22 protein-coding genes and 5 pseudogenes are annotated in these 24,967 nt (G+C 69.7%); 8 read left to right on the plus strand and 19 right to left on the minus strand.

What is annotated here, in order from left to right:
* Positions 1–35: 35 nt before the first annotated feature.
* From Q5762_RS03285 to Q5762_RS03295, 3 genes are all read right to left on the minus strand, one after another.
* Entirely contained in the window at positions 36–425 is a 390-nt protein-coding gene (locus Q5762_RS03285; protein WP_315890381.1) for a hypothetical protein, read from the minus strand.
* A gap of 230 nt (positions 426–655) precedes the next feature.
* On the minus strand, positions 656–1,375 hold the full coding sequence (locus Q5762_RS03290; RefSeq protein WP_315890382.1) for a TrkA family potassium uptake protein: 720 nt from the start codon (positions 1,373–1,375) through the stop codon (positions 656–658).
* A complete protein-coding gene (locus Q5762_RS03295; protein WP_315890383.1) occupies positions 1,368–2,729 on the minus strand; it encodes a potassium transporter TrkG in 1,362 nt (453 codons plus the stop codon). The genes Q5762_RS03290 and Q5762_RS03295 overlap by 8 nt, the downstream gene beginning before the upstream one ends.
* Before the next feature lie 261 nt (positions 2,730–2,990).
* On the opposite strand from Q5762_RS03295, the gene Q5762_RS03300 reads away from it, so the two are divergent.
* Positions 2,991–4,160, plus strand: a complete 1,170-nt coding sequence (locus tag Q5762_RS03300) for a site-2 protease family protein (protein ID WP_315890384.1) — start codon at positions 2,991–2,993, stop codon at positions 4,158–4,160.
* 45 nt (positions 4,161–4,205) lie between these two features.
* Here Q5762_RS03300 and Q5762_RS03305 read toward each other — a convergent pair whose 3' ends face one another.
* The 9 genes and pseudogenes from Q5762_RS03305 to Q5762_RS03345 all read right to left on the minus strand — a co-directional run bounded on the left by Q5762_RS03305 (position 4,206) and on the right by Q5762_RS03345 (position 12,695).
* Positions 4,206–5,318 (minus strand): SPFH domain-containing protein, encoded by a 1,113-nt coding sequence (locus tag Q5762_RS03305; RefSeq protein ID WP_315890385.1) that lies wholly within the window; start codon positions 5,316–5,318, stop codon positions 4,206–4,208.
* 29 nt (positions 5,319–5,347) lie between these two features.
* Positions 5,348–5,785, minus strand: coding sequence for an NfeD family protein (locus Q5762_RS03310; protein ID WP_315890386.1), 438 nt, complete (start codon positions 5,783–5,785; stop codon positions 5,348–5,350).
* Positions 5,786–5,979: 194 nt separating this feature from the next.
* A pseudogene (locus Q5762_RS03315) lies at positions 5,980–7,666 on the minus strand (acyl-CoA dehydrogenase family protein).
* A gap of 192 nt (positions 7,667–7,858) precedes the next feature.
* Positions 7,859–8,203 (minus strand): annotated as a pseudogene (locus Q5762_RS03320) (TetR/AcrR family transcriptional regulator); the annotation flags it as partial.
* Positions 8,203–10,251 (minus strand): annotated as a pseudogene (locus tag Q5762_RS03325) (glycoside hydrolase family 6 protein); the annotation flags it as partial. The pseudogenes Q5762_RS03320 and Q5762_RS03325, both read right to left, overlap by 1 nt.
* A gap of 366 nt (positions 10,252–10,617) precedes the next feature.
* Positions 10,618–10,983 (minus strand): annotated as a pseudogene (locus Q5762_RS03330) (DMT family transporter); the annotation flags it as partial.
* Positions 10,984–11,251: 268 nt separating this feature from the next.
* Positions 11,252–11,380: pseudogene (locus Q5762_RS03335) on the minus strand (RNA polymerase subunit sigma-24); the annotation flags it as partial.
* Between the two features lie 159 nt (positions 11,381–11,539).
* Positions 11,540–11,965, minus strand: coding sequence for a tautomerase family protein (locus tag Q5762_RS03340; protein ID WP_315890387.1), 426 nt, complete (start codon positions 11,963–11,965; stop codon positions 11,540–11,542).
* Between the two features lie 28 nt (positions 11,966–11,993).
* Entirely contained in the window at positions 11,994–12,695 is a 702-nt protein-coding gene (locus Q5762_RS03345) for an SDR family oxidoreductase (protein ID WP_315890388.1), read from the minus strand.
* Between the two features lie 94 nt (positions 12,696–12,789).
* Here Q5762_RS03345 and Q5762_RS03350 point away from each other — a divergent pair, with 94 nt between their 5' ends.
* Entirely contained in the window at positions 12,790–13,260 is a 471-nt protein-coding gene (locus Q5762_RS03350; protein WP_315890682.1) for a helix-turn-helix domain-containing protein, read from the plus strand.
* A 196-nt stretch (positions 13,261–13,456) separates the two neighbouring features.
* Here Q5762_RS03350 and Q5762_RS03355 read toward each other — a convergent pair whose 3' ends face one another.
* Together Q5762_RS03355 and Q5762_RS03360 are read right to left on the minus strand one after the other, a co-directional pair.
* The gene (locus Q5762_RS03355; RefSeq protein WP_315890389.1) at positions 13,457–13,915 is read right to left on the minus strand and encodes a hypothetical protein; all 459 of its coding nucleotides are present in this window, start codon (positions 13,913–13,915) and stop codon (positions 13,457–13,459) included.
* Entirely contained in the window at positions 13,912–14,043 is a 132-nt protein-coding gene (locus Q5762_RS03360) for a hypothetical protein (protein ID WP_315890390.1), read from the minus strand. Before Q5762_RS03360 ends, Q5762_RS03355 begins: the two co-directional genes overlap by 4 nt.
* Positions 14,044–15,004: 961 nt before the next feature.
* On the opposite strand from Q5762_RS03360, the gene Q5762_RS03365 reads away from it, so the two are divergent.
* Together Q5762_RS03365 and Q5762_RS03370 are read left to right on the plus strand one after the other, a co-directional pair.
* On the plus strand, positions 15,005–15,511 hold the full coding sequence (locus Q5762_RS03365) for a hypothetical protein (protein ID WP_315890391.1): 507 nt from the start codon (positions 15,005–15,007) through the stop codon (positions 15,509–15,511).
* A gap of 89 nt (positions 15,512–15,600) precedes the next feature.
* The gene (locus Q5762_RS03370) at positions 15,601–17,505 is read left to right on the plus strand and encodes a copper resistance protein CopC (RefSeq protein WP_315890392.1); all 1,905 of its coding nucleotides are present in this window, start codon (positions 15,601–15,603) and stop codon (positions 17,503–17,505) included.
* Positions 17,506–17,733: 228 nt separating this feature from the next.
* On the opposite strand, the gene Q5762_RS03375 is transcribed toward Q5762_RS03370, so the two are convergent.
* The 3 genes from Q5762_RS03375 to Q5762_RS03385 form a co-directional block, all read right to left on the minus strand.
* Complete coding sequence (locus Q5762_RS03375) at positions 17,734–19,008, minus strand: MFS transporter (RefSeq protein WP_315890393.1); 1,275 nt, start codon at positions 19,006–19,008, stop codon at positions 17,734–17,736.
* Positions 19,005–20,105: a PLP-dependent cysteine synthase family protein gene (locus Q5762_RS03380; protein WP_315890394.1), complete on the minus strand. Its 1,101-nt coding sequence runs from the start codon at positions 20,103–20,105 to the stop codon at positions 19,005–19,007. The genes Q5762_RS03375 and Q5762_RS03380 overlap by 4 nt, the downstream gene beginning before the upstream one ends.
* 129 nt (positions 20,106–20,234) lie before the next feature.
* Positions 20,235–20,648: a hypothetical protein gene (locus Q5762_RS03385; protein WP_315890395.1), complete on the minus strand. Its 414-nt coding sequence runs from the start codon at positions 20,646–20,648 to the stop codon at positions 20,235–20,237.
* Between the two features lie 129 nt (positions 20,649–20,777).
* On the opposite strand from Q5762_RS03385, the gene Q5762_RS03390 reads away from it, so the two are divergent.
* From Q5762_RS03390 to Q5762_RS03405, 4 genes are all read left to right on the plus strand, one after another.
* On the plus strand, positions 20,778–21,119 hold the full coding sequence (locus tag Q5762_RS03390; protein WP_399494330.1) for an ArsR/SmtB family transcription factor: 342 nt from the start codon (positions 20,778–20,780) through the stop codon (positions 21,117–21,119).
* Positions 21,119–21,850 carry a cation transporter gene (locus Q5762_RS03395; protein ID WP_315890397.1) on the plus strand — a complete coding sequence of 244 codons (732 nt, stop codon included), beginning with the start codon at positions 21,119–21,121 and terminating at the stop codon, positions 21,848–21,850. The genes Q5762_RS03390 and Q5762_RS03395 overlap by 1 nt, the downstream gene beginning before the upstream one ends.
* The gene (locus tag Q5762_RS03400; RefSeq protein ID WP_315890398.1) at positions 21,847–22,473 is read left to right on the plus strand and encodes an isoprenylcysteine carboxylmethyltransferase family protein; all 627 of its coding nucleotides are present in this window, start codon (positions 21,847–21,849) and stop codon (positions 22,471–22,473) included. The genes Q5762_RS03395 and Q5762_RS03400 overlap by 4 nt, the downstream gene beginning before the upstream one ends.
* A gap of 112 nt (positions 22,474–22,585) precedes the next feature.
* A complete protein-coding gene (locus Q5762_RS03405) occupies positions 22,586–23,533 on the plus strand; it encodes a cation diffusion facilitator family transporter (protein ID WP_315890399.1) in 948 nt (315 codons plus the stop codon).
* A 54-nt stretch (positions 23,534–23,587) separates the two neighbouring features.
* On the opposite strand, the gene Q5762_RS03410 is transcribed toward Q5762_RS03405, so the two are convergent.
* Positions 23,588–24,256: a DUF305 domain-containing protein gene (locus Q5762_RS03410; protein WP_315890400.1), complete on the minus strand. Its 669-nt coding sequence runs from the start codon at positions 24,254–24,256 to the stop codon at positions 23,588–23,590.
* Positions 24,253–24,900 carry a DUF3105 domain-containing protein gene (locus tag Q5762_RS03415; RefSeq protein ID WP_315890401.1) on the minus strand — a complete coding sequence of 216 codons (648 nt, stop codon included), beginning with the start codon at positions 24,898–24,900 and terminating at the stop codon, positions 24,253–24,255. The genes Q5762_RS03410 and Q5762_RS03415 overlap by 4 nt, the downstream gene beginning before the upstream one ends.
* Positions 24,901–24,967: the final 67 nt, after the last annotated feature.

Consider the following 24,967-nt stretch of genomic DNA (forward strand, 5'->3'; position numbering starts at 1 on the left):
GTTCATGTCCCGACTCGCGATCTACGTACTCCCCTTCATGGCCGCCTGGCTCGCCGTCTCGGCATCTTCTGCAAGAACTTCGCCAGCCGCCGTACGAGACGCCTCGATGCGCGCCAGGAGACGAACGGGGCCAGGAACAGGAGGAGTACGGAGAGCAGGGAAGCCGCAGCGCCCGGCAGGCCGACGCGATGGACGAGTACGGAGCCGGAAAGACTCAAGGCCCAGCCGATCACCACGACGAGAGAGACCGACACGGCGACGGGCACTCCGCCGAGCCGCAGGCGCTCGGCGTCCACGTCGGAGTCGAAGGCCCCCCGTTCCGCCACCCCGGACAGCACCAGCAGCCAGAATCCGAGGACGACGACCAGGGCGGCGCTGAACAGCATCGTCGGCAAGCCGGCGGCAGCGCTCAGGAACTCCCCCATCTACTGCCCCCGACATGTCGTTGTTTCCGGCGCCCGGCATCACCACCGCGCCGGCGCCCTCCGGCAGGACCATCCTGGAGCGCGCCGGTCCCGCTCGCATTGCCGTAACCCGGCAGTCTTGACACGCCCTTGATGCCGGTGGCGTTCCCCTCGCTGAAGGCATGTCGCATCTGACGGCCTGGCACATCGTTCACCGGGCGACAAGCCCCACCAGCAACGGATCCCGGCGGTCACGCCAGGTCCGTGAACGCCTCCACGGCCTGGGTCTTGCCCGTGACCACGATGATGTCGCCCTTCTCGACGACCGTCTCGGCGGTCGCGTAGGTGAAGTCCTCCCCAGGCCGCTTGATGCCGACGACGGTCACGCCGTACTCGCTGCGGACCCGGGAGCGGCCCAGCGGCTGTCCGGTGGCCACACCCGGAGCGACGGTCTTGACGAGGGCGTAGTCGTCGTCGAACTCGATGAAGTCGAGCATCCGGCCGGTGACGAGGTGAGCGACCCGCTCACCCATCTCGTGCTCGGGAAGGACGACGTGGTGGACGCCGAGACGTTCGAGGATCTTGCCGTGCTGGCGGCTGATCGCCTTGGCCCAGATGTTGGGGACGCCGGCTTCGAGGAGGTTGGAGCTGACCAGGATGCTGGCCTCGATGTCGGTGCCGATGCCGACGACGGCACTGGTGAACTCGTGGACGCCGAGCTGGCCCAGGACATCGGGATCGGTGGAGTCGGCGACGACGGCGTGGGTGAGCAGGTCGCTGTACTTCTGGACGAGCCGGGCGTCGGTGTCGATGCCGAGGACGTCCCAGCCGCGGCGCATCAGCTCGTTGGCGAGGGAGAATCCGAAGCGGCCGAGCCCGATGACGGCGACACGCTGGTCCGCGGACAACTGGTGCTGCTCGGTCAGCCGCCGACGCCGACGCTTGCGCAGGTTGTGCAGGTAGTTAGCCAATGACGGGTCGCTCCTCGGGGAGTTCGTAGCGTCGCGTGCGCTCGCGCAGGGCGAGCGCGGAGACGAGGGTGATGGGACCGATGCGACCGATGAACATCAGGACCACGAGGATCAGCTGCCCGATCGTCGGGAGGTCGGCGGTGATGCCGGTGGACAGGCCGACGGTCGCGAAGGCGGAGACCACCTCGAAGAGGACGATGTCCAGCGGCTCCCCGCTCACCGACAGGAGGGCCAGGGTGGCGGCCATGACCAGACCCACACCGAGGAGCGCCACCGTGAGCGCCTGGCGCAGCACATGCGGGGCGAGACGGCGGCCGAGGACGACCGAGTGCGTCTCGCCGCGTACCTCGGCCAGGATCGCGGCCGCCAGGACGGCGAACGTGGTGACCTTGATGCCGCCGGCCGTTCCCGCGCTGCCGCCGCCGATGAACATCAGGACGCACGTCATCAGGAGCGTGGAGGGCTCCAGCGCGCCGATGTCGAGGGAGTTGAAGCCGGCGGTGCGGCTCATCGAGGAGTAGAAGAAGCTGTTCAGAAGCTTGCCCCAGACGTCGTACGCGCCGAGCGTGGCGGGGTTGCTCCACTCCAGCAGGCCCGTGAGCACCGTCCCCACCACCAGCAGGACCACGGACGTGATGACCGTGAGCCTGGTGTGCAGGGTCCAGTTCCGACGACCGGTCGTCCGCACCCGGTTGCGGTGGCGCAGCACCTCCAGCATGACCGGGAAACCGATCCCGCCCAGGATGACGGCGAGTGCGATCGGCAGCGTGATCCAAGGATCCTGGGCGTAGCGGGTGAGGCTGTCGGCGTGCAGACCGAACCCGGCGTTGTTGAAGGCCGACACGGCGTGGAAGTACCCCAGGTACGCGGATTCGCCGAAACCGTAGTCGTACCCGAAGCGGAACCGCAGCGCGAGGAACGCACCGACGCCGAGCTCCACGGCCAGGGTCGTGCCGGCCACGCCGAGGAGGACCTTGCGTACGTCTCCGATGCCGAGGCTCTTGGTCTCCGCCTGCGCCGTCAGCTGCATGCGCAGCCGCAGCCGGCCCGACACGAGGAGGGCGAGCAGTGAGGCCATGGTCATGATGCCGAAGCCACCGACCTGGATCAGCGCGAGGATGACACCCTCGCCGAAACCGCTCCAGTACGCGCCGGTGTCGACGACCGCGAGGCCGGTCACGCAGACGGCGGAAGTCGAGGTGAACAGCGCGGTCAGCAGATCGGTGGCACCGGCGTCCGCGGCCGCGAGCGGCAGCATCAGGAGCACCGTGCCGACCATGACCACACCCGCGAACCCGAGGACCACGGTGCGGGCGGGATGGGCCGTGAAGAGCGCTCGTGCACGCTGAGGCACGGTAAACACCACCGGCGCTGTCCTTTTCCCGCGGGATGTTGATGTGACGTCAAGAGAGCGTCAATGATGACGGCCGCAACAGTACCTCCGCGCCCATGGGGGATCAGGGTCCGGCACGATCCGGCACGGGTGATCCCCATCCACCGGCTCCACGAGCAACACTGTGAGTAGGCGGACACCGTACTGATCCGATCACCGGGAGCGCCCTGAGGGCCTGCGGCTCGGGCGGAGGGCCGCCTGCTCGAGCCATGGGAGACGGCGATGAACGGCTCGGTACGGATCGGACGGGTTCAGGGCGTGCCGCTGCGCATCCACTGGACCGTGCCCCTGCTCGTGGTCCTCTTCGGATACAGCCTGGGAAGCCAGACGCTCCCCGTCTGGCTTCCGGGCCGGTCGAACGCCACGTACACGGTCGCCGGGCTGGTGGGGGCCCTGCTGGTCATCGGAAGCCTGCTCGCTCATGAGGCCGCGCACGCGATCATCGCCCGGAGGAAGGGCATCCCCGTCCAGGACGTCACGCTCTGGGCGCTGGGCGGGATGACACAGATGGGCAAGCCGCGCACGGCCGGCGTGGCCTTCCTGGTAGCCGTCGGCGGGCCGCTCACCAGCCTTGTCGTGGGCGCGGCGGCGCTCGGCGCGGGCGTCGGGCTGAACGCAATGTTCGGCTGGGCGGTACCGGCGGCCGTCCTGGTGTGGCTGGCCTGGGTGAACTTCTTGCTGGGAGTCTTCAATCTGCTGCCCGCCGCGCCGCTCGACGGCGGGCGTGTGGTGCAGTCGGTGATCTGGTGGCGTACCGGAGACCGGGACCGGGCCGAGCGAGCGGCCGCGCGCAGCGGCCAGGTGCTCGGCTTCCTGCTGATCGCCGGCGGCTGGGTCTCCGTCCTGCGCGGCGCACTGGGCGGTCTGTGGCTGATGGTCATCGGCTTCTTCGTCCTGATCGTCGCCGGCGCGGAGCGACGGCAGGCCGGAATGGCATCAGCCCTGCACGGGGTACGGGCGGCCGACGCCATGTCGAGCCCCGTGGAGACCTGCCCCGACTGGCTCACCGTGGAACGCTGCGTCGACGACGTGGCGATGCGGGCCCGCCATTCCGCCCTGCCCCTGATCGACTTCGAAGGTCGCCCCAGCGGCCTGGTCGACCTGTCGCGGTTCGCGAAGATCCCCGCGCCGCGGCGCAAGGAACTGCGCGTACGTGACATGGCGACCCCGCTGTCGCAGTGCACCACCTGCGCGCCGGACGACCTTCTGGAGGACGTTCTCGAAAAGGCCCGCCCGAGCAGGAGCGGCATACGGATCCTCGTCACCGACGGTCGACTTCTGGTGGGCATCATCACCGCGCGCGACATCGCGCGCCTCGTCCAGCGCCACTCACTCCGCGGAACGAACGGCGTTCCGAACAGCGACGTTCCGAGCAGCGACACGGACAACTGATGCGGCTGGTCGCGTCGGGATTCCCGGGGCCCTCGCCATCTGTGCTCAATCGCCGGACGTCTGCCCCCGGCCCGGCACCTGGGACGCCCGTGCCGCCTCGGCCTCGGCCTTCGCGTCGCTCACCACGGCGTCGGCCTGCTTCGCGACCTCGGCAGCGGCCGCGGCGGCGTCCAGCGAAAGCGACGAGGCTGCCTCGAGCTCCGGCGCCCCGCCTTCGTCCGACGTGCCGTCGGCGTCGGTGGTGGTGGTCGCCTCGTCCGGCTGCGCGGATCCGGGCAGACCCATCGTCGACCGATCGCCGAACGCGCTGGTGACGGCGCGCACCGCCTCGGTCAGCTCGCCTGGGATCACCCAGAACGTGTTGTTGTCACTCTTCGCCAGGTGCGGGAGCGTCTCGAGGTACTTGTAGGCGAGGATCTTCGGGTCGGCGTTGTTGCGATGAACGGCCTGGAAGACGCGCTCCACCGCCTTCGCCTCGCCGTCCGCCCGCAAGATCATGGCCTGCTGCGTGCCCTGCGCTTCCAGGATGTCCTTCTGCTTCGTGCCCTCCGCGGTGAGGATCTTGGCTTGCCGCTCCCCCTCGGCGTGCAGGATGGCCGCGCGCTTGTCCCGCTCGGCCCGCATCTGCTTCTCCATCGCCTCCTTGATGGTGGCCGGCGGATCGATGGCCTTGATCTCGACGCGGTTGACCCGGATGCCCCACTTGCCGGTGGCGTCGTCGAGGACGGCGCGAAGGCGGGCATTGATCTCTTCACGTGAGGTGAGCGTCTCCTCCAGGTCCATGGAGCCGATGACGTTCCGCAGCGTGGTCACGGTGAGCTGATCGATCGCATGCAGATAGTCAGCGACCTCGTAGGCCGCCGCCCGCGGGTCGGTGATCTGGTAGTAGAGCACCGTGTCGATGTTCACCACGAGGTTGTCCTCGGTGATCACCGGCTTGGGAGCGGACGAATACACCTGCTCGCGCACGTCGAGTTTGGTGTTGACACGGTCCGCCACCGGCACGACGAAGTTCAGGCCGGGTTGCAGCGTCCGCCGGTACCGGCCGAACCGCTCGATGTTGTAGCGGCGCGCCTGCGGGACGATCCGCACCGTGGCGGCCACCAGGAAGACGACAACGATCGCCGCCACGAGAATCGGGATGACAACCGGATCCACAATTCCTCCGTTGGGATGTGTTCAGCCGTTCACGGAAGGAGTTCGCGGGGGTAGACGACAGCTGTAGCGCCTTCGATCTCCATGACGTCCACCAGCGCTCCCACCGGGATCACGAGGCTCTCGTCGAGAGCGCGAGCGGACCATTCCTCACCGGAGATCTTGACCAGGCCGCGGCTCGCGGTGACCTCCCGCAGGACTTCGGCCCGCTTGCCGATCAGAGCATCGCTGCCCTCACGGGTGAGGGGCGCCTGTGCCATGTGCCGCAGCGCGACAGGACGGATGATGAGGAGACCCGCTGCCGCTGCCACTCCGAGCGCCACGAGCTGGCCGAGCAGGCCGACGCCCACACCGGCGACTACAGCGGCGACCAGTGCAGCCGCGGCCAGCAGCCCGAAGACCAGCGTCAGGGTGAAGAACTCCGCGACACCGAGCGCCGCGGCGGCGAGCATCCATACGAGCCACGGCATCGAATCAGCCTCCCTCGGGGGCCTATCCACCACCTACCCACCCAGAACCCAGACAGAACGGACCAATCATGCCCGGTCTGGAAGCTTCGCCATGAGGACATCGTGAGCAACGGCCGACCGGGCGGTCGTCATCGCGGAACGGTTCGGGGACGCGGACACCGACCTGGGGCTTCGTCATGGAGCGGAGGAACACGTCAGTCGGGGACGCCCGGGGTACGGGCGATCACGGCCGCGAGGTCCAGGCCGGCCGGGAGGGTACCGAACGCCAGACCGTGGCCGCCGCCGAGGCGAGAGGCGCAGAAGGCGTCGGCCACGGCGGTCGGTGCGTGACGGACCAGCAGCGAGCCTTGAAGAACGAGGGCCATCCGCTCCACCAGACTCCGGGCGCGAAGCTCGATCTCCTCGGTGCGGACCAGCTGCTCTCGCAGGGACCGCCAAGCGGCGTCGAGGCGCGCGTCCGCGCCGGCCGCCGCCTCGATCTCGGCGGTGCACGCCTGCATGCTCTCCGGCTCGCGGGTCAGCGCACGCAGCACGTCCAGCGCGTTGACGTTGCCCGAGCCCTCCCAGATGCCGTTGAGCGGAGCCTCGCGGTAGAGGCGGGGCATTCCGGACGCCTCGTCGTAGCCATTGCCGCCGAGGCACTCCAGGGCCTCCGCGACCGCGGCCGGTTGGCGCTTGCAGATCCCTTGCCGACGGCCGTGGCCAGTCGCAGGAAGGCGCGCTCGCCCGCGTCCCCGTGCTGGGCGCGGTCGGCGGCTCCGGCGATGCGGAGCGCGAGTGTGGTGGCGGCCTCCGACTCCAGGCCGAGATCCGCGATCACGTTGCGCATCAGCGGCTGGTCGATCAGCTTGGCACCGAATACCGAGCGGTGCCGGACGTGGTGGACAGCCTGGGCGAGCGCGGCCCGGGTCCCCGCGGCGGAGCCCAGGACGCAGTCGAGGCGGGTCATGGTGACCATGTCGATGATGGTCCGCACTCCACGCCCCTCCTCGCCGACCAGCCAGGCGACGGTGTCGTCGAACTCGGGCTCGCTGCTGGCGTTGGAGCGGTTGCCGAGCTTCTCCTTGAGCCGCTGGATGCGGAAGGTGTTGCAGCTGCCGTCGGGAAGCACACGGGGGACGAGGAAACAGGACAGCCCACCGGGTGTCTGCGCCAGGACGAGGAAGAGGTCGTTCATCGGCGCGCTGGTGAACCACTTGTGGCCGCGCAGCCGCCAGCTGCCGTCCGGTTGCTCGGTGGCGCGGGTCGTGTTGGCGCGCACGTCGGTGCCGCCCTGCTTCTCGGTCATGCCCATGCCCGCGAGCAGGCCACGCTTGTCCCCCGGCGCGCGCAGCCCCGGGTCGTAGACGCGGCTGGTCAGCAGCGGTTCGTAGACCGCCGCGAGCTCGGGGGAACGGCGCAGGGCGGGGACGACGGCGTACGTCATGGAGACCGGACAGCCGTGCCCGGCCTCGGCGGTGCTCCACGTCATGAGCCCGGCGGCACGCGCCACGTGGGCTCCCGGACGCTGGTCCGTCCAGGCGCTGCCCGCCAGCCCCTCGCCCACCGCCACCTCCATCAGTGCGTGGTACGAGGCTGGAAGTCGACCTCGTCGACGCGGTTGCCGTAACGGTCGTGCGTCCGCAGCACCGGCTCCTGGCGGTTGGCCTCGTGGCCCCACCGCTGCGCTTCCTCGCTGCCGGCGCGGCGGCCGATCCGGTGCAGGTCGTCGAGACACCAGGCGGCGCCCTCCCGCTCCACGCCTTCCAGCAGAACCTGGTCGTCGGCGACATCGTGTCCGACGAGGGGTGGGGCCTGGTTGATCACCTCGTGTGTCCGGGCCGTCGGGTTGCTTCGCGGCGACGCGGTGTGGGTGGGTGCGGTGTCGCTGGGTGCGGCCATCGGTTCCTCCGTGCTCGGCGCTCGGCGCCTCGGGCACGAGCGGGTGCGGGTTCGCCGGCTCGCCGGGCGGGCGTAGCAGCGGCGGGGTCGATCGAGTGGGGCAGCACGCCTCGGCCGATGCGGGCCGCTTCGTGGTCGTGCGACGGAGGGCAGGACCTGCCCGCCGGATCGGGACCGGGCCGGCCCCGGGATTCAGAGCGCGTCGGACCGAGCGCCGGCACAGCGCAGCGACGTCGTGGTCAGGTGCGCGACCAGGGCGTCGGCGCTGTCCTCGACGGGCACGGACAGCGGGTCGACGAGCACCTCGCCGATCGCGCCGGTCAGGGCGGCGGCGGTGATCCAGGGTTCCTGCTCGGGAAGCAGGCCGGCGTCGACGCCCTCCCGTACCACCTCGGCGAAGAGTTCCCGGTAGCGGCGCCTGAACTCCAACCGCTCACGTCCCACGGCGGGTTCCGCGGGGGCAGCGAGCAACGCATGGGCGAGCCCATGACGTTGCAGTGCGCGGCGGGCGAAGACCGTCACGCCCTGGGCCAGTCGCTCGTCCCGTGGCTGTAGTCGTCCGCCTCGTTGAAGGTGGACCAGTCGGACTTGTGGACACGGAGCTGGATCTCGCCGGTGGAAGCGCCGGCGGCGAGCGAGCCCCCGGAGAGGTTCGCCTTCAGATAGTGGTCGGCGCCGGTGGCCGAGCCGTTGGCGGCCACCGAGTGGGTGAGGTTCGCACAGCCCGGCTGCGCCCAGTCGCACCAGGTGGTGTACGAGGCCGCGCTGTCGCCGAACCAGTAGCGGATCTCCACCCAGGACAGGCTCTGTGCGCTCGATCCGGTGTTGACCAGCTGCAGCGTCATCCGGATCGCGTTGTCGGTGGCGTTGGTGTCGCTGGTCTTGTACTGCACCTTCAGGCTTCCGCCGCCGGTACCGCCGGAGGTGGTGGTGGCGCTCACCGCCGCCGACTGTGCCGAGGCATTGCCCGCCGCGTCGCGGGCCCGCACCCGGTAGCCGTACGTGGTGGCGGCGGACAGGCCCGAGTCCGTGAGCGTGGTGCCCGACGTCGCGCCGACCTGCACCCCGTCGCGGTACACGTCGTACGCCGTGACCCCGACGTTGTCGGTCGAGGCCGTCCACGCCAGCGAGGCGGACGAGGAGGTGGTGCCGGTCACCCGCGGACCGGTGGGCACGCTCGGCGCCTGGGTGTCGCCGCCCGGCCCGCCGCCGCCGATGGGCGGGTAGGCGTTGGCGAGCAGCATCTGGAACTGGGCCGAGAACCAGTGGCCGGCCAGCGGTGCGTCGGCCATGGCACCGGTCGGGCTGTTGCCGTTGCGTCCGTTGCCCTCGTAGGTCGGGCCGCACATCCGGTCGAAGCCCTTGCCCTCGTCGTTCTCGACGGGCTGGCTGTTGCCGTCGGACTCCCCCGGCGGCTTCGCCCAGACGTACGCGTCGATACCGGGCTCGGGCGCGGTGGTCGGGCGCTCGCCGACGCCCGCTCCCACCTGGTTGCACCAGTTGCCGGCGTGGATGCGCCGGTCGGTGCGGCTGCCGTCGGCATAGGCGTCGACGCTGGTCGTCGGGCCGGGGCCGGCGGGCCGGGCGGAGCCGCCCCAGCCGTTGCGTGCGGTGTCGATGAGCATGCCGATGGTGGAGTTGAAGCCGCCCCGGCTGACCAGTCGGTCGCGCAGCGCCTGGGCGAACGACAGCTCGTCGACGTAGAAGTTCCAGTCCACCCACTTCGCCTGGCGCACGGTCTGGCCGTTCACCGTGTCGGTGACCTTGAAGTGCGGCTCCTTCAGCGCCGAGTAGTTGGCGGTGTTGACGATGAAGCCGTGCACATCGTCGACGGTCGCGCCCTCGCTCGTCGCGGCGAGCTTGAACTCGTCGACCGCCGGGTCGAAGTTGGTGTCCCAGCCCAGCCAGCCGTGGTGGCCCGCGTTCACGTAGTTGTAGACGTTCTCGATGTCGCCCAGCTTGTTGAGCGCGTAGCCGACGCCCTTCTCGTAGGAGCCGAGCTGCTTGACGTGGCGGCAGGCCTCGGTCGCGCCGGCCGCGCTGCCCGCGTTGGTGACGATGTTGGGCAGCGAATCGGGCTCGATGAGGGCCACGATGCGCAGCGAGGCGTACTGGGGGTCGGAGAGGATCGCGGAGATCGGATCGATGTACTGGGTCTTGTACTTGTCGAGTTCCTCCGCCTTGAGCTCTCCGTTGGAGGCGAGGGCGGCGCAGTCCCGGCCGGGCAGGTCGTAGATGACCACCTGGAACAGGCTCGCGCCCTGGGTGAGCGCCGTGTCGAGGTGGGCGCGCAGTCCGCGGCTCGTGGCGGTGCCGGTGATCGCGGCGATGCGGTCCATCCACACGAAGCTGGGCTCGTCGGCGATCGCGGCGCCGCCGGGCTCGGCCGCGGCGCGGGCGGACCAGTCGGGGTTGACGTAGGGGGTGGCGCCCACGTACGGATTGTCGACCCTGGCGGCCGCCGCGGCCGGCGCGGTGGGCAGGGCGACGCTCAGCGCCGCGCCAAGGGCGAGCGCGGGCAGCGCCGCCGCGAGCCGGAAGCGCCTGTGTCTCGTTCGTGATCGGGTGGCTCTCGTGGTGTTCATCGCGGCTCCGGTGCTCCTCTCGGATGGAACAGGGCATGCAAGGGCCCCGGTGGCGGACGCAGCGGGACGGTTCATCCGCCACCGGGCGCTTCTGGGGGGCAGGGCGCGGTGCCCCAGACCAGTTGGCCGCCCGCGTAGGCGGTGATCTCGGTGGCGTCGGCGAAGGAGCCGGAGCTCGGCGTTGACCGCGCCCTGAACTGGGAGCACACCGCCGGCGACGATGCCGAGGGCGATCCATCCGATCCGGCCCGGGCCCGACATCGTCGGGGCTCCGGGCGGGGCGGTCGCCTGCTGCCCCCTGATGATCACGATGATGCCGAGGAGGACCGCGAGGGCGCCGAGAGCGATGCCCGGGCTCAGGCCCTGCCTCTCCAGCCCGAAGAGGCCGCCCAGGTCGAGGACCAGTGAGGAGAACATCTGCCCCGTGACGAACAGCCCGACCGAGGCCAGGGCCCCCAGCCGGGGGAAGAGCAGGATGCCGCTGGTGATGTAGAGGGGGCTGGCCAGGCCGCCCAGCAGATGCCACCACTCGACGTCGGGGATCTTCCCGAGCGCGCCGAGTGAGCCGGACACCGCCGCGAGGACCAGCAAGAGTCCGGTGGCCACGCCCAGTTGGACCGTGGAGGCGCCGTACGGAGTTCCCACCGCCTTGTTCAGTTGCAGGTTGACCGACGCCTGGACGGCCAGGAGGCAGCCGACCAGGAGGGCTGCCGCGAGCAGCGCAGCGTTCATCTCGTTTCAGGGTGCCTCGGAGCGCCAGACCGACTGGATCACCAAGGTGCAGCTCGGTCAGCATCCGTCACTGGAGGCCCTAGCCAGGGCCGCAGTCTCCGGCGGCACGGGCGACGACGGCATCCCGTCCATCGACCGGCCCCGGTTCGTCCCGGCGCGCGACGCCGGGTTGCTCGCAGACGACGACCCCTGTTCGGACTGGACTACCGAGGCGAGGTCCGGGCGTAACCGCAGCTGGTGTTGCACGTGATCGTCGACGACACGTGGGCGGCGGGACGCGGACGGCCTCGACCGCTGCGTCCTGTCCGGCGCCCTCGGCCGCCGCGAAGTCGGCTCCGCCGCGGCCGAGGATCGCGAGCCTGCTCGGTGTGAGGATCCGGAGCAGGGCCTCGTTCATCCCGGCGGTCACTCCGTGATCGTGGGCGGCGTGGCCAGGAACGGGCGTGCCTCCCGCCACTCGTGGACTGGCGGGCATGGGGAGGCATTTCCTCCTGGCGACCAGCCGGGCTTCCTCGTCCCCGCGTCGAGCTGTGAGGGACCGAGACGGCGACGACCGTCAGTAAGGGGTCGCCGCGTTCTGCGCGGCCCAGTGCCGTTCGGCGTCGGAGCCGCCCGGGGGCGGTACGAGCCCGTTGATCATCCAGAGGTCCTCGCTGGTCTCGTCGACGTGGAACTCCCATTGAAGTCCGGTGTGCCGTTCCAGGTGGGGTTGCAGCATCTGTCTGATCCAGCGGGCGGTCCGGCGCCTACTCTCCTGATCGGGATTGCGCCGGGCGATGTGATCGATGACGACGCGGACTCCGACCGGGACAGGCTCCCCGCCGATGTAGAAGTCCTCGGGCCGGGCCTCCTGGAACAGAGTGACCACGTAGAACCGGGGCAGTCCGACCTTCTCGTAGTGGTCCGCGATCGTGGAGGCGAGCTGATACTTCTCCGCATCGGAGAAGATTCCCGGGGTGTGATGAACAGTCCACAGAGGCATGGTGGTTCGGTGTTCCTTTCGTCAGCGGTCAGCCGGCGGCCGAGAAGGTCAGGTGCTCCACGGGCCCGGAGAGTGCGGACTTGACTGTGATGCTGACGTCGTCGGCGAGCACCTCCGTATCCCCGGCCTCCAGGCCGTCGACGATCCGCGCGGCCACCTCGGCGGGCTTCGCCTTGGTCCGCTCCATGGCGGAGACCATGTCCGTGTCGATGAATCCGGCGTGCACGCCGACGACATGCGTGTGCTGCGGCGCCAGTTCGAGCCGGAGTGAGTTCGTGAGCGACCATGCCGCCGCCTTGGAGGCCCCGTAGGCTCCGCTGCCCGCCAGCCACGACAGCACGGAGTGCATGTTCACCAGGGCTCCGCCGCCGTTCGCGGCGAGGACCGGCGCGAACGCCCGCGCCACCCGCAACGGCCCGAAGACATTGACGTCGAACGTCTCGGTCGCCTGCTCGAAGGCGCCCGTGAGCAAGGGCGCGGGCAGCAGGACTCCGGCGTTGTTGAAGACGATCTCGGCGTCTGCGGCGACCTCCGCGAGGGCGGCGACCGACCTGGCCGAGCGGACCTCGAGTTCGACGGCCACCACCTCCGGACGGTCGTCGACGTACGCCGAGCGTGCGGTGGAGTACACCTTGCGCGCCCCGCGTGCCAGCACCTCGTCCACCAGCGCGGCGCCGAGCCCCCGCCGCCCGCCGGTCACCACGACCACCTTGCCTGCCACCGCAACCACAGCACGCCCCCTATCTGAATAACGATCTCGTTAGTCAGATGCAAGCACGCCAGAGCTGGGTAACGCAAGCATTAGTTACAATGGCCGGGTGGCGATGAGGTTCGAGAAGCGGCTGAGCGACCGGGACGCGTGGTCGATCGGCGACGGATGTTCGGCCGGGCGGGTACTCGACCTGCTGAGCACCCGGACGGTCTTCATGGTCGTGCGCGAGTGTTTCTACGGCACGACCAGGTTCGAGGACTTCGTGGCTCGGATCGGCACCTCCGCGCCGTCGGTCTCCCGTGCGCTCAAACAGCTGGAGTCCGCAGGGGTCGTGGCGCGCACCCCCTATCAGGAGCCGGGGCGGCGGGCTCGGGACGAGTACCGGCTGACCGAGGCCGGAGAGGACCTGCTGCCGGTGTTCCTGTCACTGGTCCAGTGGGGCGACAAGTACCTGCAGGACGGCCACCCGCCCCTCTCCTTCGTCGAGGCCGACAGCGGCCGCACACTGAGCGTCCGCGTGACCGCCGACCCGGCACCGGAAACGTCCTCCGACGACGTCGAGGTCCGCGTGCACCCCGCCTGACGCCGCGGCTGACGATCTCGCGCACGCCCGGCGGTGAGGCACAGAGCCCTTGGCCGTCGAACACGAGCCGTCCTCCACGCGGACGTCTCCTGGTCGCGGCCTTCGGCTCCCGCGTCCTGTACGGTCACGGGCTCGCCGATCCGGGCAATGGTCAAGACCTGTGGATGGGTTGACGTGTAGTTCAGCGCGAGCCCTGCTACTTGATGTTGGTCCTGGCGGTGTTGCGGATCCGCTTTGTGCGACCGTACTGGGCGAGGATCTCGATGGTGCGGGTGTTCGACGTGGCGGCCGCTTTGAGTTGAAGCCAGTCGGATGAGTCGAGCAGGACGTCCGGGTGCCAGGGCTGCTTCAGCGTGATGGCTCGGAAGAGCGACCATTCCCGCAGACGCCGGGTCAGCAACGAATGGTGGCCTGCGACCTGGGCCATCGAGGCGGCCCAGGGTTCGTAGGCCGGGCCGCGGAGCAGTTCGGTGGCCCGGCCGCGGTCCAGGTGCCGAAGGATGGCGGACTGGGCCATCGCCTGGTCCGGATCGGTGAGGACTTCGCTGACCAGGCGGGCCTCGTCGGCGTCGGTGACCTGCTCCAGCGCGCTCAGGTAGGCCCAGAAGCGGAGGTGCTCGGCCGGCTCATCCTGCGAGGCATCGTGGTGATTCATGCGACCTGCTTCTGCCGCTCGACCAGGAGGCCGCTCTCGAACCTGGCGCCGGAGCGGACCAGGGCGACGAGGTGGGCGCCGGTGATCGCGCGTCGGCGTTCCTGGGCGGACTCCACGAGCTTGAACACCAGGGTCCCATGTGTGTCGTTCCTCAAATCGGGACGCGAACCGGGGGCTCGCCAAGTTCCAGGGTTAGAGAGTCAGGGAGTTCAGCGAGGGCGGCCTTCCAGTCGTCGGGCGCGAGGACTTGACGCAGCCGGACGTGAGAGTCGGTAGGGCGCTGCACAGGGTCGGCGAGGTTGCCGAGAGAGGCTGTGAGAGTGGCGTTGGCGCGGTAACCGGCCCAGGTCCACCAGCGGGTGGCATCGGCGTTTCGGACCAGGAGGGTGGCCGCCGGGTGCACCTCGTGGGGTGCTCGCATGCGCGGTCGGGCGAGAGCGGCCGCGGCGCGCGGCGGGTCAGGCGGACGTCCGGGTCTGTACCGAGGAGAACATCGCGCATTACCCGGGCGAGAGCGCAGGAAAGGCCGCGGGCTTCGCTGCCCTGCCATTTGGCAACGCTGCCGTCCTCGACTGGTTCGACGAAAGCGCGGCGTCGGGCCCAGTCGATGAAGGGGAACCGCCAGCTGCGGCCTGCCAAGAGCAGGCGGTGTGGGGCTGGGCGTACTTCGGCGAGGACGATGGGGGCGGTGGTTCCGATCTCAGTGGGTTTGGCGAGCACCGCGAACTCGGCCGGTGCGGCGAAGGAGGGGTCAACTCCATGAAGTGCCGTCGCCCTAAGTGCTTCTCGGCTTCAGTGCCGATGAACAGAATGCCGCTGTCGCTGTCGAGGAAGCCGTCCTCGACAAATGGGACAGGAGACAGTGACAGCGGTCGAGACGGACCAACACGGCGCGCGCACCGTCCAGCCGGATCGGGAGGCCAACCCACCGCCCGCGCTTGAGCATGTGTGGGCCCGTGGGGCGGGGGCCCAGCCTCACCACGGGCTCGCGGTGACACATCTGAACACCTCCGGGTCTTCACCCGTACTCCATGTCGTCCCCCTGTCTGCCCCCGCGGAGGGGAATCAACCTGGAGACGGAGCAGCGACGTGCCTCAGCAACGACCGCGACCACGCACCGGCGGCCCCTCGACCCCCGCCCGGCTGGTCCGCCGCGCCGCACTCGCCGGAAGCCTGGCCCTCATCCTCCTGACCGCGGCGTGCGGCGGGGGCGAGGACGACGCGGCGGCCAGGAGCAAGTCGTCGAAGAAACCGACGATTTCCGCCCGAGAGGCCCAGATCGTCGCGCCGGCAAAGGTCGAAGTCATCGCGAGCCTCACGAAATGCAAGGTCGAGATCCGTGTCGAGGCCGAAGAGCTCCGCGACGGCGTCTGCCGCACCGAGCGCGGCGCCTACCTCATCACCACGTTCCCCAAGGAGAAGCACCAACGAACATGGCTGGACACCAGCAGCATGTACCAGGGCACCTATCTGGTCGGACCGCGCTGGGTGATCAGCGCCCAGCCGAAGCTGCTCGAGCAGTTGCGCTCCACGCTCGGCGGCAGCGTCATCCGAATGACCGGCATGGGCCCCGCCTCCACCCCGAGCTCGTCCTGACGCCCAGGACGCTCACACCGTCCGGCTCCTGCCCCGCCCGATCGATCCCGGACGCCGCGCCCGCGGCGCCGCCCTGGAGACTGCCGATCATGCCCACGAGATCGCGACCGGCACGGAAATCGCTGACCGTCATGGCCCTGGTCGGCACCGTACTCGCCCTTCTCTTGGGCGGCGCGGGGTCCGCCTCCGCCCATGCCGCTCTGAGTTCCTCCGACCCCGAAGACCGATCCGTCGTCACGACAGCTCCGAACCAAGTCACGCTCACCTTCACCGAGGCGGTCAGTTTCCCCGACGGCTCGCTGCGCGTGCTGTCGCCCGACAACGAGCGCGTGAACCCGCTTCCTCCAGAACGCCCGGACGGCAAGGCGAACGCCGCGCGGGTGGCGCTGCCGGGAAAGCTGGCCCAGGGCACCTACACGGTTGCCTGGCGCGTGGTCTCCGCGGACAGTCACACGATCTCCGGCGCGTTCACCTTCTCCATCGGTAAACCCTCCGAGACGAAGGCCGTGTTGCCGAGCGCCTCGCCGGACGACAGCGCAGCCAATCGGTTGTACGGCTTGTTCCGCTATCTCGCCTACGGTGGCCTCGCCCTTCTCATCGGCGTTGCCGCGTTCACCTTCATCTGCCCCGCCGGGACAGCTCAGCGCCCCGTTGCCAGGTTGATGGTGACCGGGTGGACGACGCTGACGGTCGCCACCGTTGTCCTGTTGCTGCTGCGCGGTCCGTACGAGACGGGACGGGCACTGACCTCGGTGTTCGACCTCTCGTTGCTGGGCGACACCATGACCGGGAGAACAGGCAAGGCTCTCGTCGCACGGCTCGTACTGCTCGCGGCCACCGCGGTTCTCCTCAAGCGGATGACGGCACGATCGGAGCGCCGACAGGAGCGAACGCCCCGGCGGGAACTCGCCATCCGTGTGGTCGGTGCGTTGCTCGCCGTGGGGCTGGCTGTCACCTGGGCCGCCACCCAGCACGCCTCCGCAGGTACCCAGGTGCCGCTGGCCATCGCTGTCGCTGTCCTGCACCTGCTGGCCATGGCCGTGTGGCTGGGCGGCCTGACCGCACTGGTCGTCGGCATGTACCGGCTACCGCCCGCTGACCGGCTCCCGGCATCCGACATCAACCGCTTCTCGACCGTGGCGTTCACCGCGGTTGCCGTCCTGCTGGCCACTGGCGTGTACCAGTCCTGGCGGCAAGTGGGTTCCTGGGCGGCGCTGACCGACACGTCGTACGGCAGGACCCTCACCCTCAAGGTCGCCGCCGTGGTCCTTCTGCTGTGGGCGGCGTCGTTCTCCCGCCGCCGGACCGCGCGCCTGCTCCATCGGCCTCGGCCGGCCCTGGAAGCCGTGCCGGTGCCGGTGCCCGAGCGGGTCCGCCTCGCGCAGACCGTCGGAGGGCCGGCCTCGCCCGACATTGCCGTCGGCGGCGTCACCACAGTCGATTCGCCTGCCCCGGATGCGCGGGCCGGCGACGCCAATCCGCCGGGTTTCGAATCGGACCTGTATTGGCGCCGCCTGCGCCGGTCGGCAACCACCGAAGCCGTCCTCGGCGTCGTCGTCCTGGCGATCACCACCGTGCTGACCGGCACCCAGCCCAGCCGTGCCGCTGAAGGGACCGCAACCGCCGCCGCCGCGCAGGAGCCCCTCGCCAAGGTGATCATGGTCCCGTTCGACATGGGCTCGCCGAATAATCGCGGCAAGGTCCTGATCACTCTGGCACCTGGCCGCGTCGGCGAGAACACGGTCGAAGCCGTTGTGTACGCGGCCGACGGCGGCATCTCCGCTGTCCCTGAGCTTCGCCTCACCCTCACGCAGCGCGAGGACCGGATCGGCCCGCTCGATGCCGGGCTGAAGGACCGGAAGGGGTACTGGGCCAGTTACGACCTGCGGTTGCCCATGCCGGGGGTGTGGACCATGAACATCACGGTACGCACCACCGACGTGGACCAGGTCACCCTGCAGAAGAGCATCCGCATCGCACCGCCATCGACGTGACGGGCCTGCCCGTCCTCGTTCCCAGTGCAGACGATGGCGGGACCTGCCACGGTCCCTGCCACCGTCTTCGACGACGAACATCCGCCCACCATCGACTGCTTGTCAGGAGGTATCGAAGGAGATCCAGCCACCCTCCCAGCCGCGAGGGCCATCGTCAGGCTGCGCAAGCACCACCAGAGCCCGCGTCGCGGGCGACGGTGGGCATGCTAGGGCCGCCCCAACCGCCGTTCACACCTTGACGGTTACCGGCTCGGCAGCGGGGAGGCGTCCCGTGCGGGCCAGCGCGGCAAGCGCACCCGCGCTTCCGACGCCGATCACGGCGAGCACCATCCACGGCAGTACGGAGAAGTCCGCGGCGCGCGCCGCGTCCAGGAGGGCTCCCGTTGCGAGGTTGCCGAGGGTGATGCCGATTCCGCACACGGTGTTGTAGAGCCCGTAATGCGTGGCGACCCATCGCCCGCCGGAGAGCTCGACGATGGTGTCCATCTCGAACGGATAGAGCACCGCTGTCGCGACGGCGAGCAGCGCGGCGCAGATGAGGAGCGGCACGATGGCCAGCGCCGTTCGCGGTCCTGCGGATGCCGGCGCGGAGGATGCTGTGAGCATGGGCGCGAGGAAAGCTCCTCCCATGATCATCATCCCTGTCACGAGACATCGGCTCGGTGCCCAGTTCCGCTTGCACCATGCTGTGATGCGCGTCTGGCCGAGCAGGGCGACGAGGCCGGAGACGACGAACAGAGCGCTCGTGGCCACCATGGCGAAATCGCCGTTGCCGACAAGGCGTTCCGTTTCGAGGGGCAGCGCCAGGTAGATCTGGAACGAGAGGACGTACGAGCCGGTCATCGCCCCCGCGAAGAGCCAGAACGGCCGATTGCGGAGGACCGTGCCGGCCTGCTCGCGCAGCGCAGGCCGATCCGCGCGGGGCGTTCCTCGGTTCTCCGGGAGCTTGCGCAGCTGGAGCACCGTGAGGACAGAGAAGAGCGCGGCGGCCGCGATGCACGTGGCGGGGAACGAGACGGCTGTCAGCGCGAGCCCGACGAGCGGGCCGAGCAGGATGCCGGTCTGGTAGAAGACGTTGAACAGGGCGAAGGCTTCCACCCGGCGCTCGCCCGACTCGGCCGCCAAGTAGGCGCGGACGGCCGGATTGAACAGCGCACCGGCCAGCCCTGTCGCGGCGGAGGCGGCTACGAGCGCGGCGAGCGAGTCGGCGAAGGCCAGCGCGGCGAAGCCGACGGTGCGCAGAGCACACCCGGCGACGATCAGGGGCTTGTAGCCGAAGCGGTCGGCGAGGGCCCCGCCGACCAGGAACATGCCCTGCTGCGAGAGGTTGCGTACCCCGAGGATGAGGCCGACCGCCCAAGTGGCCATGGCCAGCCCTTCCGAGAGGTGGGCGGCCAGATAGGGCATGAGCATGTAGAAGCCGAGGTTGATGGTGAACTGGTTGACGAGCAGCAGCTGCACCGTGGCGTCGAAGGACCGGTACTGGTGCCAGGTGGTCTTCACCGTGCGGCTCCGGTGGTGTGTGCGAGGGGAATGGGGTCTGTGACGGTGGCGCAGCGGGTCCAGCGGGTGACTTCGCGGGCGCTCGGTTCGTCGATGGTGTCCGGCTCGTCCGGTGGCGCGGCGTCGAGAAGCTGGTTGGCCCGGCAGTAGTCGTCGTTGAAGACGGTGTCGAAATAGCGGTGGGGGCCGTCCGGGAAAACGGCGGCGATACGGGTGCCTTCGGGCCGCGTGCGGGCGAGCCATCCGGCCACCAGCGCGACGGCGCCGACGCTCCACCCGCCGGTGGCGAACTGCCGCTCGGCCAGGCGACGGGCGGACCAGACCGCTTCGGCGGGGGCCACCCAGTGGATCTCCTCGAAGGCCGAGTAGTCGACGTTGCGTGGGTAGATGGAGGACCCGAGGCCGCGCATCAGCCTGGGCCGTGCGGGCTGGCCGAAGATGGTCGAGCCAACGGTGTCGACCCCGACGAGGCTGAGGTCCGGCATGGTCGTGCGAAGGCCGCGGGTGATGCCCGCGGAGTGCCCGCCGGTGCCGACCGCGCAGACCAGGATGTCGATGGTGCCGAGTCGCTCGGCGAGCTCGGCGGCCAGGGGTCCATAGGCGAGGACGTTGTCGGGGTTGTGGTACTGGTCAGGGCACCAGGCTCCGGGCAGGTCGGCCAGGAGCTCGGCGACTTTCTGACGGCGCGCCTCCTGCCAGCCGCCCTCCGCGTGCGGCTCGGTCACGATGTGGAGCACGGCGCCATGTGCCGCGAGCATGCGCTCCATGATCGGTTCCATGCCCGGGTCCGTGACCAGGTGGACGGGGTGGCCGTGCAGGACGCCGGCCAGCGCGAGGCCGAGGCCGAGCGTCCCGGAGGTCGATTCGACGATGGGGGCGCCGGGGCGCAGTTCGCCGCGCTCGCGGGCCCGGTCGACCATGTACAAGGCGGTGCGGTCCTTGATGCCGCCCGGGTTGAAGCCTTCGAGCTTGGCCCAGAAGCCGCGCGGCGCGGTGGCGAAGGGCTTGTCGATCCAGAGGAGTGGGGTGTTGCCGACGGCGCCGAGAACACCCTGAGGGTAGGGCGTCGCGGGGGCGGGGCAGGAGACGTCGTTCATGGTGTGGGTGTCTTCCGTGCTGCACGGCACGCCGTGGTACGCCTCGTGGCGAGGCGTCTTCTGGTGCCGTGAGGGGTGCGGGGACGCGAAGAGCCCCTCAGGCCGGAGCCCGTGAGGGGGTGGGCCCTTCTACGTACGGATCACACACACTCTGGAGAGGACGTCGCGGCCCGATTCGCCGCGTCGAGAGACGACCGTGGACGGGTCCGCGCTCATCTTCGAAGCAGCGGCTGAGGGCTCCGAAGTATCAAGCAGTTCCGTCAGCGGCTGAGGAGTCCATCGCTCCTGCGCCGGGGCGGCGAGGTGCTCGTCATGCCCGTGGCCGCATTCCGTGCCGCCTTTGGAGCACCCCACCATCACCGTGGCGTGGGTGGCGTGCGTCGTCATGGGGGGAGTGGCTTCTGGCGTCGCGATCCGGTGGTGGCCGCCGTGCCCGCACACGCTGAAGAGCAGCGCGATCAGGGCGGTTGTCACCAGGACGACCAGCCCACCGCGCCGCTCGGAACGGCCACGATCCCACTCGACATGTCGCAAAGTGATCAACAAGCTACCTTGCGTCACCCACGTCAGCCGCACTTGAACACCCGATGGAGTGGGCCGAATCCGGCCAGTCTGAGCGCAGCGTGAGCACTACAGTTCAGCGTTCCCTGAATCCAGGATTCGCTGTACTTTATGTGGGTGCTGATTCTTGCCGAGGAAACCGAAGTGCTGGCGCGGTTCGGCCGCGCGCTCGCCGATCCCATCCGCAGTCGCCTGCTGCTGGAACTCCGTCAGGCGCCCGCCTACCCGGCCGACCTGGCGGAGAAGCTGGACATCTCCCGGACACGCCTGTCGAACCACCTGGCGTGCCTGCGGGACTGCGGCCTCGTCGTCGCGATCCCCGAAGGCCGGCGCAGCCGTTACGAACTCGCCGACGCCCGGCTGGGCCACGCCCTGGACGACCTGCGCGCCGCCGTCGTGACGGTGGCGGCGGAGCGGACGTGCGCCGAGGCCGACGAGAAGGGCTGCTGCTGATGACCGTACTCTCTCTCGGGCCGTCCCCCGCGCGCCGGGATGTGCTCGCCCGCCGCATACGCCTGCTGGTGGCGGCGACCATCGCCTATAACGTCATCGAGGCCGCCGTCGCCCTCACCGCAGGGTCGCTCGCCTCGTCGACGGCACTGATCGGCTTCGGACTGGACTCGGTCATCGAGGTCTCGTCCGCGGCCGCCGTCGCATGGCAGTTCTCCGCCCGCGACCACGCGGTGCGCGAAGCACGCGAGCACCGCACGCTGCGCATCATCGCCGTCTCCTTCTTCGCACTCGCCGCGTACGTGTCCGTCGACGCCGTCCGCGCGCTCACCAGCACCGGCGAGGCCGAAAGCTCCCTGCCGGGCATCGCCCTGGCCGCCCTGTCGCTCGCGGTCATGCCGTTCCTGTCCGCCGCCCAGCGTCGCGCCGGACGCGAACTCGGTTCGGCTTCCGCCGTGGCCGACTCCAAGCAGACCCTCCTGTGCACGTACCTGTCCGCCGTGGTGCTGGTGGGGCTGGTCCTGAACGCGGCCTTCGGCTGGTCCTGGGCCGACCCGATCGCCGCGCTCGTCATCGCCGCGATCGCGGTCAAGGAAGGCCGCGACGCGTGGCAGGGCAAGGGGTGCTGCGCGCCGGCGGCATCGTCCGCGGTGCCCGCGGCCTCCGGCCAGGGCGCCTGCGGCACCACCGGCGGTTCCTGCTGCGCCGACGAGCGAGCGGAGGCGACCCGATGAACGGCTGGGCCTGGGCGGCGCTCGTCCTCTTCCTCGGCTGGGCGGTCATCGCCTTCGGTGTACGGGCCGCGATGCAGCGTCGCCGTACAGGGGACGCCGGGTTCCGGGGGATCTCGGGACGTCCGGGATCGGCGTCCTGGTGGGCCGGAGTGCTGTTCGTCCTCTCCCTGGTCGGCGGTGCGGTGGCCCCTGTCGCGGCTCTCGTCGGCCTCGACTCGATCTTCGGCCTGGAGACCACTCCCGTTCAGTGGGCGGGGCTGCTCGTAGCCGTCGCCGGTATCGCTGCGACGCTGGTTGCTCAGAGCACCATGGGCTCCTCGTGGCGAGTCGGTGTGGACGCATCGGAGCGCACCGACCTCGTGACGTCGGGGCTGTTCGCGCATGTACGCAACCCCGTCTTCACCGCCATGGTCGTGACAGCGGCCGGGCTCGCCCTGATGGTCCCGAACGTGGTCGCCGTACTCACCTGGCTGACGCTGATCGCGGCTGTCCAGCTCCAGGTCCGCATCGTGGAAGAGCCGTACCTCTCCCGGCTCCACGGGCCTGACTATGTCGCGTATACGGCCCGGGCCGGCCGCTTCGTGCCCGGAGTCGGACGGAACGGTGTGGGAGGCAGGGCCTGACGAGACTGCTTCGCGCCGCTTCGAGGCCCTGGCTCCAGGGCCTCGAAGCACACAGACGACACGATCTCGACGACATCACGCGCACGTGCCAGACGGAACGGGAAGGGCAACGATGGGACACGACCACAGCCACGGCTCCACACCGGGGTCGGACGGTGGTGACGGGCACGCGCACGGCCCGAGGATCGGCAGCGCGGGTGAGCGCCACCAGAAACCACTGGCCATCGCGTTCGCGGTCACGGCCGCGTATGCCGTGGTCGAGGTGGCCGCCGGCATCACCACAGGGTCACTCGCGCTCATCAGCGACGCGGCGCACATGGGCACGGACGTCCTCGGACTCGGGTTGGCCCTCGCCGCCATCCACCTCGCGAAGCGTCCAGCCGCAGGGCAACGCACGTACGGCACCTACCGTCTTGAGGTGCTGGCCGCGATCATCAACGGCCTGCTGCTTTTCGGCGTCGCCTTCTACGTCCTGTACGAGGCGGTCGAACGGTTCCAGAACCCGCCCGAGGTCATGGGTGTGCCCATGCTCGTCGTCTCCTCGATCGGCCTGATCGTCAACATCATCGCGTTCCGACTGCTCACGGCCGGTTCGAAGGAGAGCCTCAACGTCAAGGGCGCCTATCTCGAAGTGCTCTCCGACATGCTCGGCTCGGTCGGCGTCATCATCGGCGCGATCGTCATCGCCACGACCGGCTTCCAGTACGCCGACCCCATCGTCGGTGCCGCGATCGGCCTGTTCATCCTGCCCCGCACATGGAAGCTGTTGCGCCAGGCCCTGCGCATCATCATGGAGGTGGCGCCTCCCGGCGTCGACGTCGAGGCGGCACAGCGTGAACTCGCCGCGATCGTGGGCGTCGAGGAGGTCCACGATCTGCACATCTGGACCATCACGAGCGGCATGGAAGCGGCGTCCGCCCACATCGTCATCAAGGACGGTGCCGACTGGCACGCTGTGCTCGACGAAAGCAGGAGCATCCTGGCCGACAGGTACGGGGTCACACACCCCACGATTCAGGTCGAGCCGATCGATCACAGCGAAGAGCCCGTCGGCTTCTAGCCGGCTCGACGTGCCGGGCGGGCTGCCTGCGTGGCCGACCCGCCCGGCATCCACTCAGTGGTGTCCGGGCGATGGGCTCGCCGCCACCACGGGCTTTGCTCCGCGCTGGGCGAGCATGTCCCGCATCAGGGAGATCTCCGACTGCTGGGCCCTGACGATGCCCTCCGCGAGCGCCCTGACCTGAGGGTTCTTCGCCTGTTTGACGGCAGCCTCGGCCATCTTCACCCCGCCCTGATGATGGGGGATCATCAGCTGCAGGTACAGCACTTCGGCCGCGCGGCCCTCGGCTTTGCGCAGCTGTTCGAGCTGGGCACGCGTCGCCATGCCCGGCATCTCGGTCTGGCCCATACCGCTGCCGGCACTGTGCCCTGCCATCCAGCTCATGGCCCCCTCGCCGGTCACCTTCGGGGCCTCCCACATGTCCAGCCAGCCAAGCATCATGCCGCGTTGGTTGGCCTGGGTGTTGATGACGTCGAAGGCGAGCCGCCGCACTTCGTCGTCGGTGGTGTTGTCCCGTACGAGGAAGGACATCTCCACGGCCTGCTGATGGTGAGCAGCCATGTCGCGGGAGAAGCCGGTGTCCGCCGCGGTGGCGACGGTCGGCTCCCCTGCGTCGCCTGATTCGGTCGCTCGGCCGATGACGAAGGCGAGCGCGGCGGTGCAGAGCACCAGCCCCGCCACGGCCCACACCCCCCAGTGCCCCGGGTACAGGCGGACGCTCACGCGGTCAGCCCGTTCGTGCAGGCCGCTCCCGGTTCGGGGGTCTGCTTGCCCTGGACGTACTTGGTCAGGAACGCGGACACGCGCGGGTCCGAAGCCTTGTCGACGGTGAGCTGCTTGCCCCAGGCGCTCAGCGTGATCGGTCCGGTCTGCTGGGCGTGCGGGCTCATCAGCGTGTACGGCGTCTTCTTCACCTTGTCCTGCAGCGACTTCACGTCCCCGGAGGCGGCCTTGGGGCTGTAGGTGATCCACACGGCGCCGTGCTCCAGCGCGTGTACGGCGTTCTCCTGCGGGATCTCCTTGCCGTAGACGTTGCCGTCGCAGTTCATCCACGCCTGCGCGTGATCACCACCGGCCGCCGGCGTCATGGCGTACTTCACCGGCGTGCCGACATGGTTCTGGGTGAGCTTGTCCCAGCTCTTCTCGCCGTCGACCGGGGAGGTCAGGGCCTGCTCCTTCTTCTTCTCCTCACCCTTGATCGTGAAGAGCAGATACGTGGTAGCCCCGGCGAGGGCGGCGAAGATGGCCGCGCAGACGGACACGGTGATGATCTTGTTGCGGCGATCGCGCGCTCGCTGGGCGCGGCGTACCTCTTCGAGCTTCTCGCGCCGGGCGGCGGCAGCAGCCGAGGACTTGCTGGGCGACATGGGCGGACTCCTTCAACGCCCCGGACAGGGCGGTTCGCGGATCAGGGTGGGAAGCCGGAAGGCCGCG

The organism is Streptomyces sp. P9(2023) (assembly GCF_032436795.1).
Lineage (GTDB): Bacteria > Actinomycetota > Actinomycetes > Streptomycetales > Streptomycetaceae > Streptomyces.

What these genes read in the sequence shown, in the direction of transcription:
- Q5762_RS03285 (WP_315890381.1), bottom strand. Translation starts at nt 425, where the DNA reads ATGGGGGAGTTCCTGAGCGCTGCCGCCGGCTTGCCGACGATGCTGTTC.
- Q5762_RS03300 (WP_315890384.1), top strand. Translation starts at nt 2,991, where the DNA reads ATGAACGGCTCGGTACGGATCGGACGGGTTCAGGGCGTGCCGCTGCGC.
- Q5762_RS03310 (WP_315890386.1), bottom strand. Translation starts at nt 5,785, where the DNA reads ATGCCGTGGCTCGTATGGATGCTCGCCGCCGCGGCGCTCGGTGTCGCG.
- Q5762_RS03340 (WP_315890387.1), bottom strand. Translation starts at nt 11,965, where the DNA reads ATGCCTCTGTGGACTGTTCATCACACCCCGGGAATCTTCTCCGATGCG.
- Q5762_RS03350 (WP_315890682.1), top strand. Translation starts at nt 12,790, where the DNA reads ATGAGGTTCGAGAAGCGGCTGAGCGACCGGGACGCGTGGTCGATCGGC.
- Q5762_RS03355 (WP_315890389.1), bottom strand. Translation starts at nt 13,915, where the DNA reads ATGAATCACCACGATGCCTCGCAGGATGAGCCGGCCGAGCACCTCCGC.
- Q5762_RS03370 (WP_315890392.1), top strand. Translation starts at nt 15,601, where the DNA reads ATGCCCACGAGATCGCGACCGGCACGGAAATCGCTGACCGTCATGGCC.
- Q5762_RS03380 (WP_315890394.1), bottom strand. Translation starts at nt 20,105, where the DNA reads ATGAACGACGTCTCCTGCCCCGCCCCCGCGACGCCCTACCCTCAGGGT.
- Q5762_RS03390 (WP_399494330.1), top strand. Translation starts at nt 20,778, where the DNA reads ATGTGGGTGCTGATTCTTGCCGAGGAAACCGAAGTGCTGGCGCGGTTC.
- Q5762_RS03395 (WP_315890397.1), top strand. Translation starts at nt 21,119, where the DNA reads ATGACCGTACTCTCTCTCGGGCCGTCCCCCGCGCGCCGGGATGTGCTC.
- Q5762_RS03400 (WP_315890398.1), top strand. Translation starts at nt 21,847, where the DNA reads ATGAACGGCTGGGCCTGGGCGGCGCTCGTCCTCTTCCTCGGCTGGGCG.
- Q5762_RS03405 (WP_315890399.1), top strand. Translation starts at nt 22,586, where the DNA reads ATGGGACACGACCACAGCCACGGCTCCACACCGGGGTCGGACGGTGGT.
- Q5762_RS03415 (WP_315890401.1), bottom strand. Translation starts at nt 24,900, where the DNA reads ATGTCGCCCAGCAAGTCCTCGGCTGCTGCCGCCGCCCGGCGCGAGAAG.